The organism is Rhodococcus sp. Leaf278 (genome assembly GCF_001426085.1).
Classification (GTDB): Bacteria; Actinomycetota; Actinomycetes; order Mycobacteriales; family Mycobacteriaceae; genus Rhodococcoides.
Map to the genome: position 1 here is coordinate 66,549 of NZ_LMRR01000007.1, position 12,063 is coordinate 78,611.

General features: G+C 63.4%; 14 protein-coding genes. 3 read left to right on the forward strand and 11 right to left on the reverse strand.

What is annotated here, in order from left to right; all coding sequences use genetic code 11:
* The 7 genes from ASG84_RS08755 to ASG84_RS08785 all read right to left on the reverse strand — a co-directional run bounded on the left by ASG84_RS08755 (window position 1) and on the right by ASG84_RS08785 (window position 6,296).
* Complete coding sequence (locus ASG84_RS08755) at window positions 1–1,671, reverse strand: signal peptidase I (RefSeq protein ID WP_156399434.1); 1,671 nt, start codon at window positions 1,669–1,671, stop codon at window positions 1–3.
* A 2-nt stretch (window positions 1,672–1,673) separates the two neighbouring features.
* A complete protein-coding gene (locus ASG84_RS08760) occupies window positions 1,674–2,309 on the reverse strand; it encodes a SipW-dependent-type signal peptide-containing protein (protein ID WP_057476627.1) in 636 nt (211 codons plus the stop codon).
* A complete protein-coding gene (locus ASG84_RS08765) occupies window positions 2,309–2,818 on the reverse strand; it encodes a hypothetical protein (protein WP_057476629.1) in 510 nt (169 codons plus the stop codon). The genes ASG84_RS08760 and ASG84_RS08765 overlap by 1 nt, the downstream gene beginning before the upstream one ends.
* Complete coding sequence (locus tag ASG84_RS08770) at window positions 2,815–3,414, reverse strand: signal peptidase I (RefSeq protein WP_057476630.1); 600 nt, start codon at window positions 3,412–3,414, stop codon at window positions 2,815–2,817. Before ASG84_RS08770 ends, ASG84_RS08765 begins: the two co-directional genes overlap by 4 nt.
* Complete coding sequence (locus tag ASG84_RS08775) at window positions 3,411–3,965, reverse strand: hypothetical protein (protein ID WP_057476631.1); 555 nt, start codon at window positions 3,963–3,965, stop codon at window positions 3,411–3,413. Before ASG84_RS08775 ends, ASG84_RS08770 begins: the two co-directional genes overlap by 4 nt.
* A 12-nt stretch (window positions 3,966–3,977) precedes the next feature.
* Complete coding sequence (locus tag ASG84_RS08780; protein ID WP_057476633.1) at window positions 3,978–4,580, reverse strand: alternate-type signal peptide domain-containing protein; 603 nt, start codon at window positions 4,578–4,580, stop codon at window positions 3,978–3,980.
* A 426-nt stretch (window positions 4,581–5,006) separates the two neighbouring features.
* On the reverse strand, window positions 5,007–6,296 hold the full coding sequence (locus tag ASG84_RS08785; RefSeq protein WP_057476635.1) for an adenylosuccinate synthase: 1,290 nt from the start codon (window positions 6,294–6,296) through the stop codon (window positions 5,007–5,009).
* Window positions 6,297–6,459: 163 nt separating this feature from the next.
* Between ASG84_RS08785 and ASG84_RS08790 the strand changes: the two genes are divergently transcribed.
* Together ASG84_RS08790 and ASG84_RS08795 are read left to right on the forward strand one after the other, a co-directional pair.
* Window positions 6,460–7,164 (forward strand): hypothetical protein, encoded by a 705-nt coding sequence (locus tag ASG84_RS08790; protein WP_057476636.1) that lies wholly within the window; start codon window positions 6,460–6,462, stop codon window positions 7,162–7,164.
* Entirely contained in the window at window positions 7,161–7,934 is a 774-nt protein-coding gene (locus tag ASG84_RS08795; protein WP_057476638.1) for a site-2 protease family protein, read from the forward strand. Before ASG84_RS08790 ends, ASG84_RS08795 begins: the two co-directional genes overlap by 4 nt.
* Before the next feature lies 1 nt (window position 7,935).
* Here the strand turns inward: ASG84_RS08795 and ASG84_RS08800 are convergent, their stop codons facing one another.
* The gene (locus ASG84_RS08800) at window positions 7,936–8,877 is read right to left on the reverse strand and encodes a helix-turn-helix transcriptional regulator (protein ID WP_057476639.1); all 942 of its coding nucleotides are present in this window, start codon (window positions 8,875–8,877) and stop codon (window positions 7,936–7,938) included.
* 53 nt (window positions 8,878–8,930) lie between these two features.
* Here ASG84_RS08800 and ASG84_RS08805 point away from each other — a divergent pair, with 53 nt between their 5' ends.
* The gene (locus ASG84_RS08805; protein WP_057476640.1) at window positions 8,931–9,398 is read left to right on the forward strand and encodes a pyridoxamine 5'-phosphate oxidase family protein; all 468 of its coding nucleotides are present in this window, start codon (window positions 8,931–8,933) and stop codon (window positions 9,396–9,398) included.
* Here ASG84_RS08805 and ASG84_RS08810 read toward each other — a convergent pair.
* The 3 genes from ASG84_RS08810 to ASG84_RS08820 all read right to left on the reverse strand — a co-directional run bounded on the left by ASG84_RS08810 (window position 9,388) and on the right by ASG84_RS08820 (window position 11,960).
* On the reverse strand, window positions 9,388–10,317 hold the full coding sequence (locus ASG84_RS08810; protein WP_057476641.1) for a cation diffusion facilitator family transporter: 930 nt from the start codon (window positions 10,315–10,317) through the stop codon (window positions 9,388–9,390). The genes ASG84_RS08805 and ASG84_RS08810 overlap by 11 nt on opposite strands.
* A 94-nt stretch (window positions 10,318–10,411) precedes the next feature.
* Window positions 10,412–11,506, reverse strand: coding sequence for an FUSC family protein (locus ASG84_RS08815; RefSeq protein ID WP_057476643.1), 1,095 nt, complete (start codon window positions 11,504–11,506; stop codon window positions 10,412–10,414).
* Between the two features lie 37 nt (window positions 11,507–11,543).
* A complete protein-coding gene (locus ASG84_RS08820) occupies window positions 11,544–11,960 on the reverse strand; it encodes a DUF3151 domain-containing protein (protein WP_057476764.1) in 417 nt (138 codons plus the stop codon).
* Window positions 11,961–12,063 lie beyond the last annotated feature (103 nt).

Consider the following 12,063-nt stretch of genomic DNA (forward strand, 5'->3'; position numbering starts at 1 on the left):
CTAGTTCAACAGCGCAAGAATGTCTGCTGGAATCTGATCGGTAGCTGTCGGATCGACCAGCGTCCGCGACCACGAACCGCCAGTGCCGTCGAGACGAACGAGCTGATCGGGGCCGAGTAGCCACAGCTGCTCCCCCGACCAGTTGACGCCGTAGCCGTAGGCGTCACTGGAAGTAGCGGGGGCGCTGTACTGAACGGTGCCGGCGGTGTCGACGATCTGCAGCGTGGGAGCGCCGTCGATGTCGACAACCTGGGCAGTCGCGGTGCCTGACGGGGACGTCTGCGGGGCGAACAGAACCGCAGGAGCCGGCGGGGTGGTCGTGGTCTCTTCCGGTACCGACGCCGGGGCGGCGGCAGGTGTGTCGGTGGTGGTCGAGGGGATAGTCGTGGTCGGCGGAACCTCGACCGCCGGAACCGGGAACTCCTCGGTGAGCGAGGGGTCCGTCGTGGTCGGGGCGGGTGCGGTGGTCGACTCCGGGACGAGCGGAGACGTTACCGCGGGGGCGGGCGTCGTAGCGGACGGAGTGGTCGCCTCGGGAACGATGGCCTGCGGGGCGCTGCGGGCGGCGGCAGCGGTGCCTCCGCACCGCGCACTGGCAGCCAATCCGAGGAGCAGACCGTTGCTCATGGTTATGGTCACGGTGGGACTCGGCAGTGAAAATCTCGTGCCCGATTTGGTTCGGATGGATGCGGTGTAAACGCCGTCGAGCACCGGTGCCAGCGGAAGCGGCAGCAGTTCCAGCAGCGCTCCGTTTTCCACTGCTTGAGTTATGACTACCCCGGTAGCAGCGGTCCCGGCCACCGCGAACTCACGGTCGTTCTCGCCGGCCTTCTTCAATGTCAACTGGTAGGTGTACTGCGCCCCCCGTGATGGGAAAGTGAGATTCACGAAGCGAATAGCACCGAGAAGCCCCCGCTGGTCATTTGCACACGCCAGAGACAGCGGTGCTGGAATCGGCAACGCAGTGGTGAAGGTGCCGCTGAGGGCCGTTGCCGTATCTTGTCCAGCCGCAAGGGTTGTAGGTGTGTTCGATGCGGAGATCCCCACTGCGCTCACAGCCGCAATGGCAAGCACCACGGTCAGCGGAGACTTACTGTGGCGCCCCAATGTCCGCTTCTCGGATCGCGGAGTGTCCGGCTCGGTATCTCGGCGACTTGCAGGTCTGAACGCCAACATCAACAGAACCCCGACGAGGATCCCCCCGATGAAGACCGCGACCGGACCGCTGAGCCAGGTCACCGCGTAGCCCAGTTTCGGAACGCTGTAGATCACGCGTCCGGCTTCGCTGACTATGTACGTTTCCACGTCGGCGTCAGAGTTCGCATCGCCCTGAAGAATCAGCTGCGCGCTGTCGGTCCCCACTGCTCCGATCTCGACCACTCGGTGGGTGATGCCGTTGCCCGCCGCATTGGTGACGTTGACGATGTCGCCGACTTGGATTTCGGTTGCGGGAGTCTTCTTGCTCAAGGCGAGAGCACCGGTATCGATGGCCGGTGCCATGGACCCGGAACGGAAGATCAAGGGGGTTATTCCGAAGAACACAGCGGCGAGCGCTAACAAGACGCAGATTAGCCCGGCGAATGCTCCTACGCTCAAGGCGATTTCGCGAAAGAGCCGAGCTCGAGATCGCGGGGTGGCAGTCGGCGCATGGCCTTCGGGAATCTCCGACATGCCTAGCTCGACGTCGCAGTGAGGGTGTAAGTGATGGTACCGGTTGCAGGAGTGGACGGCGCAGCACCGACCATCTTCACAACGAAGCAAAGAGTCTCGGTCACAGGAGGAGGAAGCGGAAGCGTGGTGCCTTGGCCCGCGATTGATCGATTCTGATGTGAAAACGTTTGCGGCGTGGATAGTCCGGTCACTGTAGATAGCAGCGTGCCGCTACATCCGGTGTTCGTACCGTCAGCAGAACCCAGGTAGACCGAGGAGTTGAGAAGGGCTCCCAATCCCGTGGTGCTACTGACTGCGGCCGCGATCGAGTAGGTGAATCCAACACTTCCCGAGTTCGAAACGATCAAGTTCGCTGAACGCGTGTCATTCGGAAAAAGATCCACTTTCGTCATCGAAGTAGTGAAGGCCGACGGGTCGTTGTCCACCGCTGGGTTGCCCAACTTGATGTCGATCCGCCCCGTTGTGAACACGCCCGACGTCGCTGTTGCCGTATCCGACCAAGCGGCAAGGGTTCCCACGGCACCGAGGCCGAGGACGATACCGATCGACATGATGGCCCGAGCCCGCGCGCTGATCAGGGCTATGCCGATCCGGCGGAGGCCGCTCGAAGCATCGGAACCGCTACCGTGACGCGCCATCAGGACTGCGCCCCTTCCATATCCGTCCGTGCACCCGACAGCTCCGGGCACACGTCGCTCATGCTGTTGTCCCACTGCAGAACCAGATCAATTCGTGCGGTGGAGGTTCGAGTGTCGTTGCCTGCTGCTTCGGACATCGCTACGACCACGTCGATACGTTTCTTCTCCCCGGCAGCGATGATGGTCAGTGCGCACGACTCGGTCACGGCGTCACCGATCGAGACATCGAGGGCGCGAACGAATGCCGGATTGTCACTGTCGAGAGACACCCACAACCGCCCGCCGGTGTCAGTGTCGTTGAATACATGAAACTGCGAACTGCGAGAGTCCTGTGGAACCCACCGAATGTCCTTGTCGAACAACGGGCTTGTGAAATCGGTATCCCACCGCTCGCCGTCGGCGCTGTACTTGATCGTCTGTGCCGCTTGTGTTGGACCAGCACCCATCAGCAGAACAACCGAACTGCCCGCGAAAGCTGCGGTGCAGGCGACGAACGTACTGTGCTTCACCGCGCCTGCTCCTTCCGGCTCCGGTGACGGTCCACACCAGCTCCGACGAACATCACCAGCGCATAGCCGAACAGACCGACGACGATGACCGCGACCGTGATCTTGCGTTGCTCGCCGTTGAGCCAGTTGTTGACGTAGCCCATGTACGGAACCGAGTACCAAACTTCCCCGCGAATCTGACCCACCTGCACCGGGTTCTCGTCGTCAGCACCGTTGTTGTCACCCCGCGTGATGAACGTGAGTTCACCGCGGCCGCTCTGCCGAGTGGCGACGATGCGGTGCGTCACCACTTCGGGCTCACCCGAACGTATTTGGTAGGTGATCGGCGTTCCGACAGCGAGTTCGTTCGGCTCGACGGGCCGCACGACGATCAAGCTGCCGGGCGGATACGTCGGCTCCATCGACTGAGTCAGGACGGTGTAAGGAGTCGAGCCGGTGATTCGTGGGACAACGACGGTAGCCAGAAGAATCAGCACCATCACCGCAAGAAGGGTGTACGAGCCGACCCGACTGACCCACCACCACACGCCGGTGTGCTCGTCCTCGTCGTCGCGCACGGAAACGACCGGGATGACGTCGGTGTCGTCGGTGGTCATGCCTGATCCGCTCGGAAAGAGAACGTCACTGTGGAAGTAGCGCTCTGGGGTGGTTGATCGGAGGTGGTGAGACGAAAGCACCACACCTCGCTCGCACCTGGGGCGAGCGCACGGGCTGCAGGCGCGACCGGCACCTGAGCACCCGCCGCATTACCGTTGAACAATACTGTCGCGCCCATGGGGGCTCCCGTGGACGGGCATTCCTCAGCGTTCGCGACGGTGCTCGCCGCCAGCGTGAAGGGAAGCGCCCCTCCGACGGTGGTGTTCTGAAGCCGGAAGTTGAAGGGGGTGGTTCCGTTGTTGCGAATCAGCAGTGGCGCTTGCGCGAACCCGTTTGGAGTGAGGGCCTCGTTTCCCAGCCCCGGGATGACGAAATTCGGAAAGTCGACCGCACCCTCGGGGCCCAGCTTGATGTCCAAGGTTCCCGAGGTGATGGTGCCGCCCCCGATCACCTCTTCATCGCGCCACAGCGCGCCCGTCACCCGTGCCGAGCCGAAGCTCACCACAAGGACGGACGCGGCTGCCAGCGCCCAGTATCGACCGTGTTTCAAAGGAACCAGAATTCAGAGCGGACGGATCTGCGTGAGATCGAGGGTGAACTCCGACAGATCGATGCTCTGGTCTTGCGCCTCGGTGCCGGTCTGGCCCGCCAATTCACCGGTGTTGCGATCGAATGTGAATCGAACCTCGACGCTGATGATTTGGTCAGCGGGTGCGCTCGTCGTTCGCGTGATCACGGCAGTTCCCGCACCATCCGTAGGCAGAGGATTGTCGGCAGCGTCGGTGGCGGCAACAGATGTAGTGATGGCGGCAAGCAATTCGGCCGAGTCCGGTGATTCGACGTCGACGACATTGCTGATGTCAGCTGTCAGATTCGCGGTCAGGTTTTCACCCTCGGCCTCGACCAAGAAGTCAGCCGTATATGCGACCGTGTCACCCGGCACGATGCGGAACGTGTCGATATTGATGTCCACGGGCGTGACGTCGTAAGAGACGTCTTGCCAATTCACGGAGTCCTCGTCGAGAGTGAGGCGAAGGTCTCCGGAGGTGATCGTTCCACCACCGAGCGTCTCGCTGTCGTTCCACAAAGCCAGCGATCCCATACCACCCAGCAGCAGTACCGCCGCCGCCCCTGCCGCTACTGCACCCTTGGTTGCCTTGTTCATGTACGTTCTGCTTTCTTCGTAGGCCTTCGAGAACAGGCCGGGTGAGGGGGTGACCCGGGCGGGTCGTCGGCCATCTGAAGAGGCCTCCGCAACTGGTGCGATGCTCATTGTTTCGCAATGGCTACCTGGCCTGTTACTCATGTGAGAGTAAAAGTCCAGAAGACTTTTTGGTCGGTCATTTCGGACTATGCGTTTACACATCAATGCCCAATGTAAAGCATCAGAGGACGTGGAATTTCCCGCTTCGGTGCACGCCAGCACTGGTCAGACCATGCTCAATAGCGGAACCATCATTATTCGGCACAATTTTCCAAAAGTGTCCGCTGTTTCGGCAGCGCCACTGAGATTCAGCGTTGATACGTCGCCCGAGGCGCACGAAAAAGCCCCGAGGCTGAACGCCTCGGGGCCATGTCTCGGTTGAAATGCCTACCGCAAAATGTCCCGTCGCACGATGGTCTCGTCCCGACCCGGCCCAACGCCGATGCACGACATGTGCGCACCCGACAGCTCCTCAAGACGCAGGACGTAGTTCTGCGCGTTGATCGGCAGTTCCTCGAATGTGCGGGCACCGGAGATGTCTTCCCACCAACCGGGCATCTCTTCGTAGATCGGCTTCGCGTGATGGAAGCCGGTCTGCGTCATCGGCATTTCGTCGTGCCGCACACCGTCCACGTCGTAGGCAACGCAGATAGGAACGGTGTCCAGGCTGGACAACACGTCGAGCTTGGTCAGGAAGTAGTCGGTGATGCCGTTGACGCGGGTGGCGTACCGCGCGATGACCGCGTCGAACCAACCGGTGCGCCGAGCACGACCGGTGGTGACGCCCACCTCGCCGCCCTGCTTCGCCAGGTACTCACCGTAATTGTCGAACAGCTCCGTCGGGAACGGGCCCGAGCCGACACGCGTCGTGTAGGCCTTGAGAATGCCGAGCACGGTCCCGATCTTGTTGGGCCCGATGCCGGAACCGACGGACGCGCCGCCTGCGGTCGGGTTCGAGGACGTCACGTAGGGGTACGTGCCGTGATCGACGTCGAGCAGCGTGCCCTGCGACCCCTCGAGCAGAATGGTCTCGCCGCGCTCGAGAGCCAGGTTGAGCTGCAACCTGGTGTCGGTGATGCGGTGCTTGAAGCCCTCGGCCTGCTCGAGCACCTCGTCGACCACCTGCTGCGAATCCAACGCACGGCGGTTGTAGATCTTCGAGAGCACCTGGTTCTTGAATTCCAGTGCAGCCTCGACCTTTTGGGTCAAGATCTTCTCGTCGAGCACATCGGCGGCCCGAACTCCGACGCGAGCGATCTTGTCCTGGTAGCAGGGCCCGATGCCGCGGCCGGTGGTGCCGATCTTCTTCGCACCGAGGAAGCGCTCGGTCACCTTGTCGATGGCCACGTGGTACGGCATGATCAGGTGCGCATCGGCGCTGAGTAGCAGGTTCGAGGTGTCGACGTCACGCTTCTCGAGCCCGTCGAGCTCGGTCAGCAACACACCGGGATCGACGACGACGCCGTTGCCGATGACGTTCTTGACTCCTGGCGTGAGGATTCCAGACGGAATCAGGTGCAGCGCGAACTTGTCTCCGTTGGGAAGAACCACGGTGTGGCCGGCGTTGTTGCCGCCCTGGTAGCGAACGACCCACTGAAGTCGTTCGCCGAAAAGGTCGGTGGCTTTGCCTTTGCCCTCGTCGCCCCACTGGGCGCCGATCAGGACTATCGCCGGCATGTGCTCTCCTACGTTGCTTTCGTGCGAGGACGTGCTGCAGATTTGCTCGAACGAATGCAGCAGTCACCATTTGTCGCAGGCGCGACAGTGGCCGGGGGAACAGTCTAGCCGAGCCGGTGAGCTGGCCCGCATGCCGCTACGGTGGAGCCCAAACGAGGGCACTATGGTCGTGACGAGGATTCATCGCAGACCTAGGAGCGCCGTGACACCGTTTGTTCTGCAGTGCGGCAACCCGCTGCTGCCGATCACGCTGACCGACGTCCCACTGCGCAGCGCCGACGCAGTACCGACCGACGACGACTGCAGCGCGATCTTCTCCGACATCGAATCCGCTCCCGCACCCCGCATCATCGTCCTGGGCGACGACGCCTCCCTGGCCGCAGTCCTGACCCGCTTGATGCGTACCGACCGCCTGCACGTCGAAGTCGCCTTCGTACCGGAGACTGCGACCAACGCAGCTCACATCTACAAACTCGGCACCGGGTCACGCGCCGCCAAAGTGGCGCTCACCGGGACTGCGTCGAGCACGCCCCTGATTCGCGACGATGCAGGTAAAGCCGTCGTCGGTCGAGCGCTGCTCGGCGGTGCCGACGGCGCGGAACTCAAGGGCGAGGCCTACGTCGACGACACCCGCCTGTTCGCCGGCGTCGTACCAGGAGTCGAGGTGGCACCCACCCCGGAAATGCCGGGCTTGCGCGCGCGAGTGATCGGCCGCCGACGTCTGTTGCCCCGCCGTTGGGTGAGCGGGCGCGCGATGCAACTCGGTTCCCCGGCAGCGCAACTGCTGCGCGACGGGGTCGCCGGCGACAGAACAGTAAAGAGATCCACGTTCTACCGCCACGATCAGGAGTGGTTGCTGGTCCGATGACCGTCCCGCTACGACGTAGTCCAGTTCTACCGAGCCCGGTGTTCGTCGCCGTTCTCGCCGTCGCAGGAGTCGGCGGAGCACTCGCGTGGACCGCCGAGGATGTCACCTCCTTCACCGCGCGCCTCGGGGTGTTCGTTCTGGTACTCGCCGGCTGGATCGCCTCGGTGTGCCTGCACGAGTTCGGTCACGCGTTCACTGCATTTCGCGCCGGGGATCGCGAGGTCGAACTCCGCGGCTACCTGACGCTCAACCCGCTGAAGTACGCCCACCCGTTGCTCTCGATCGTGTTGCCGGTGGTGTTCATCGCGATCGGCGGAATCGGACTACCAGGCGGTGCCGTGTATCTGCGGACCGGCCAATTCTCAGCGTCGACGCAGCGGCGCATCGCCCTGGCCGGGCCGATCGCCAATGCCGTTGTCGCCGTTGCACTTCTGGTCGTCATCAGACTGTTCGGCACCGACGGCACTCACTCCGCATTCTGGTACGGGCTCAGCTTCCTGGCGTTCCTGCAGATCATGGCCACCATTCTCAACCTGATTCCGGTACCGGGGCTCGACGGATACGCCGCACTCGAGCCCTCGCTCTCACCCGCAACGAGGGCATCGCTGAGCCAGTTCAAGACGTACGGCTTGCTGGTACTCGTGGCCTTGCTGTTCGTGCCCGCAGTGAACTCCGCCTTCTTCGGAGCGATCTACGCCCTGTTCGGATTGTCCGGGGTTCCCGAGTTCTTCGCCGGCAACGGCAACTACCTGATGCGATTCTGGTTGTAGCTCAACGGTTGTCGAGTGCGATGTTCGACGCGAGGTCGCGCAGAGATCTACGCAGAGAGGTCGGCTCCAGCACCCGGACACCCCCACCGAGCGCGATCAACTGTCCGAGCGCCACTGCCTCGCTCTCGAGCATCAGGTCCACGGTGGTCCACCCGTCGTCGTCGCGCGGTGCAGTGGCCGGCATCGCCGTAGCACCGATCACTCGCGGCAGAGCGCGAATTGCCGAGTCGGACAGCCGGACACGACATGCATACGTCAGCAGCGACCGATCGAACTCCGCCATCGACGTGTTCCACCACTGCGCGAGGTCGAATCCCTCGGGCCGGATGACCGGATTCGCCGACTCCGTGACACTGCCGATCCGATCGACCCGAAACGACAGGATGCGCTTGCCGCGCGTGGCCACCAAATACCAGACCGACGCCTTCACCACGAGACCGAGCGGCCCGACGACCCGTCTCCCACCGCGGTAACCCATCTCGATCTCCCGACCACTGAGCACCGCACGAGCCAGTACCGGAACGACATCGTTCGCGGCGGGCACTGTGAACCACCCGGGAACGTCCACGTGCACGCGGTCACGCCACAGTTGCGCGCTCGCCCGCAACGGAACCGGCAGTGCGCCGAGAAGCTTGCTCTCGGCCGCAGCGGTGGCATCGGACAGACCCAGGTCGGCGGCGATCGACGGCATCCCGAGAAGCATCAGCGCCGACGTTTCGGTACCGGTCATGCCGGTCAGTGCGGACTGCCACCCGTCGAGCAGCCGGATACCGCCGCCGGGGCCGGTTTCGGTCCACAGTGGCACTCCTGCAGCACCGAGCGCGCCGATGTCGCGGTAGATGGTTCGGACGGATACCTCGACCTGGTCGGCCAGGGATTGTGCAGTCGCCGTGCGCCCCTGCTGGAGCAGCAGCATGATGCGGAGCAATCGCGCGGAACGCATTTCTCGATATTACTGACACAAGGTGTCAGCAATGGTGGCGAATACTCGTCACCATGACGACCTGGAACGAGTTCTCGACTGCAGCCCCGAACTTGGCATCGGCGGTGCGGGCCAGATTCACCGCCAACAAGCACCATGTGCTCGCGACGCTCCGAGCCGACGGCTCACCGCGCGTGAGCGGAACCGAAGTGGAATTCGACGCCACCGGTGTAGTGCGCCTCGGGTCGATGCTCGGTGCCGCCAAGGCGCGGGACCTACAACGTGACGGACGCTTCGCGCTGCACAGCAACCCGGGGCATCATTCGATGGAGGGCGGTGACGCGAAGATCAGCGGAGTAGCCGTCGAAATCACCGATCCCGCTGTGCTGCAACCGATATTCGACGCGGCGCCGGGCGAGTTGGTGCCGTACCACGTGTTCGACCTCGACATCACCGAGATCGTGCTGACGTCGCTGGTGGACGATCACATGCAGATCGACATCTGGCGTCCGGGAACCGAGGTTCGCACCGTCACCAGGTGATCTCTTCCTTGCACGTTCGCCCGTGTGCGGCCGGCTCGACCTGCACGGTGGCGTGGTCGAGGCCGTAGGTGGACAACAACGACTTGGCACGATCGAGCACCATCGACGACGAACCCTCGCACTCGAGATGAACTGTCGCCACGTCCATTCCGGTGGTGAGCGTCCACACGTGCAGGTCGTGCACTCCCGTCACACCGGGAAGTGCGCTCAGGTCGCCGGTCAACGCGTCCACGTCGACGTCGGCGGGACTTGCCTGGGTGAGAATCCGCAGGGCCGAGCCTGCCAGCTTGATCGCTCGCGGAATCACCCACAGGGAAATCAGTACACCCACGACGATGTCCACCCAGGTCCACTGGAACAGCAGCATCAGCACACCGCCGACGAGCACCCCGACACTGCCGACCGCGTCGGCAAGGACTTCCATATATGCGCCGCGGACCGCGAGCGAATCCTTGGCGTCGCCGCGAATGAGCAGCATGACAACGATATTGGCCACGAGACCGGCCGCCGCAGTCAGAATGAGTGGTAGGCCTGGGATTTCGGGAGCGTCACCGATTCGCGATATCGCCTCGTACATGATGAAGGCCGCAACACCCAGCAGCAGAACAGCATTGGCGATGGCGGTCAACACCTCTGCGCGGTGCCAGCCGAAAGTTCTTGCCGCGACTGCACTTCCCTTGCGTGCGAGCAGCAGGGCGATCAACCCCATCGACATACCGAGCACATCGGTGAGCATGTGGCCCGCGTCGGCCAGCAGACCGAGCGAGCCGATCGCCAACGCTACGGTGAACTCGACGACGAGGAACACCACCAGAATCGCGAGCGCCACGACCATCTTGCGAACGCGAGACCTGGGCGGACCTGCACCTGCAGGCGAGTGACCGCCCACTCCGTGACTGTGCCCGTGACCGGCGCCCATAACTCCCCCTTGCGTGCCTGTATCTACCTCCGGGAGTCACCATATGCGTACATACGCATATATGCAATGGTGTCGGACTGCTACAGGCGCTCGGTCACACCTCAGGCGGAACGTGCGGATTCTTCACCGTCGGCGGCAGGGTGGCGAGCGCCGAAATGCGCTTGAGGCCCGCGACCTGCAGCAAGTCGACGATGATCGATCGCAACTGAGCCAGCACCACGGTCGCCGACAGGCCCGCATTCGAGATCAACTCCGGCTTGGCACCGGCGGCAACCGAACGCAACACTCGGGCAGCCTCCGCCGCATCCGGCTTCTGCCCCGGATCGGCAAGAACCATCTGCCGCAGAACTTCCACGGCATGCGCCAACTTCTCCACCTCGTCGACGACACGTGGATCGAGAATTTCGTCGTCTCGCACCAGCGTCAGCGAGCGTCGAGCGAGCACCCGAATGTTCCGGACGGCATTGTCGATGGGATCGGCCGTCGCCGCGAGCGCGGCCAGGCGATTGCGGTGATTCCAGTACATCGGCGAGATGCGGGCAATTTCCCGGCCGCCCTTGAGGTCGGTACGAAGCGCATCGATACCCGACTGCGTCGCCCTGGCCTTACGCAAGGCTTCCTCGATCGGCTTGGGATCGTTCGCCACCAAACCGTCGGCCACCTTCTGCAACACACTCGCAGCCGTCCCCAGGACATTTGCCGCATCCTTACGCGCACGCCACACCGGATGAGTCGGGATCAACGCCACGATCGCAACGCCCACCAGACCACCGACCAACGCGTCGACCATGCGGTTGGGGCCGCCCATGTTGCCCGGCGGAATCAAGGTCGCCACCAGTACGGCGGACGATCCGGCCTGCATCGCGATGATCGGACCACCGTCGAGGAACACCGCAGCCGACATCGCCAGTAAGACCACCAAGGCGATCTGCCAGGGCCCGCTACCGATCAGCGAGATCAACAGATCGCCTATCCCGATGCCGACCGTCACTCCGGCCACCAACTCGACCGAACGACGCAGGCGAGCACCGAGAGAGACCCCGAGCGAGACGACCGCGGCGATCGGCGCGAAGAACGGGCTCTGGTGACCGACGATGTCCGTCGCGACGAACCACGCCACACCTGCGGCCAACGCGCATTGAATGATCGGAAGCAGCGACAGCTGCAGGCGCGCGGTCCCCGCCTTCATCCGAGTGCGCCCCCGCGAGCGGCTGGCGCGGGCTCGATCAGCCCAGGCCGAGCGCTTCTGCTGCCTTGGGGTCACAGTCTTCGAGGAGGTCGAGGCAGCGGGCGTACTCGTCGTTCTCGTTGATGTCGCGCGCGGCTTTGGCGAGGACTGCGACGCATCGGAGGAATCCGCGGTTGGGCTCATGGCTGTACGGGACCGGCCCGAATCCCTTCCATCCGTTACGACGCAACTGGTCCAGCCCTCGGTGATATCCGGTACGAGCGTAGGCGTAGGCCGTAATGGTGGCACCGGACTCGAGCGCAGCCTCGGCCAGGTAGGCCCACGCAATGGACGCCGTCGGATGCGCGGCTGCGACCGTCTCGGGGGCCTCGTGGTTGAGCAGTGAGGATTCGGCCTCGTCGTCGCCGGGCAACAGTGTGGGTTGGGGTCCGAGCAGATCACCGAAAGAAGTCATGGCGCTCATTGTGCCCCTACGTCACCGAATCGTGTCCGAACACCCCCGCATCGCTCGCGCCCGGCCACCGACACCATCGATAGGCTGCCAGCTGACGAAATTT

Bases quoted from the DNA above. Each gene is read 5' to 3' on its own strand.
- ASG84_RS08800 (WP_057476639.1), bottom strand. From the start codon at position 8,877: ATGCGTTCCGCGCGATTGCTCCGCATCATGCTGCTGCTCCAGCAGGGG.
- ASG84_RS08770 (WP_057476630.1), bottom strand. From the start codon at position 3,414: ATGACCACCGACGACACCGACGTCATCCCGGTCGTTTCCGTGCGCGAC.
- ASG84_RS08780 (WP_057476633.1), bottom strand. From the start codon at position 4,580: ATGAACAAGGCAACCAAGGGTGCAGTAGCGGCAGGGGCGGCGGCGGTA.
- ASG84_RS08805 (WP_057476640.1), top strand. From the start codon at position 8,931: ATGACGACCTGGAACGAGTTCTCGACTGCAGCCCCGAACTTGGCATCG.
- ASG84_RS08785 (WP_057476635.1), bottom strand. From the start codon at position 6,296: ATGCCGGCGATAGTCCTGATCGGCGCCCAGTGGGGCGACGAGGGCAAA.
- ASG84_RS08760 (WP_057476627.1), bottom strand. From the start codon at position 2,309: ATGGCGCGTCACGGTAGCGGTTCCGATGCTTCGAGCGGCCTCCGCCGG.
- ASG84_RS08795 (WP_057476638.1), top strand. From the start codon at position 7,161: ATGACCGTCCCGCTACGACGTAGTCCAGTTCTACCGAGCCCGGTGTTC.
- ASG84_RS08820 (WP_057476764.1), bottom strand. From the start codon at position 11,960: ATGACTTCTTTCGGTGATCTGCTCGGACCCCAACCCACACTGTTGCCC.
- ASG84_RS08810 (WP_057476641.1), bottom strand. From the start codon at position 10,317: ATGGGCGCCGGTCACGGGCACAGTCACGGAGTGGGCGGTCACTCGCCT.
- ASG84_RS08755 (WP_156399434.1), bottom strand. From the start codon at position 1,671: ATGTCGGAGATTCCCGAAGGCCATGCGCCGACTGCCACCCCGCGATCT.
- ASG84_RS08790 (WP_057476636.1), top strand. From the start codon at position 6,460: ATGGTCGTGACGAGGATTCATCGCAGACCTAGGAGCGCCGTGACACCG.
- ASG84_RS08815 (WP_057476643.1), bottom strand. From the start codon at position 11,506: ATGAAGGCGGGGACCGCGCGCCTGCAGCTGTCGCTGCTTCCGATCATT.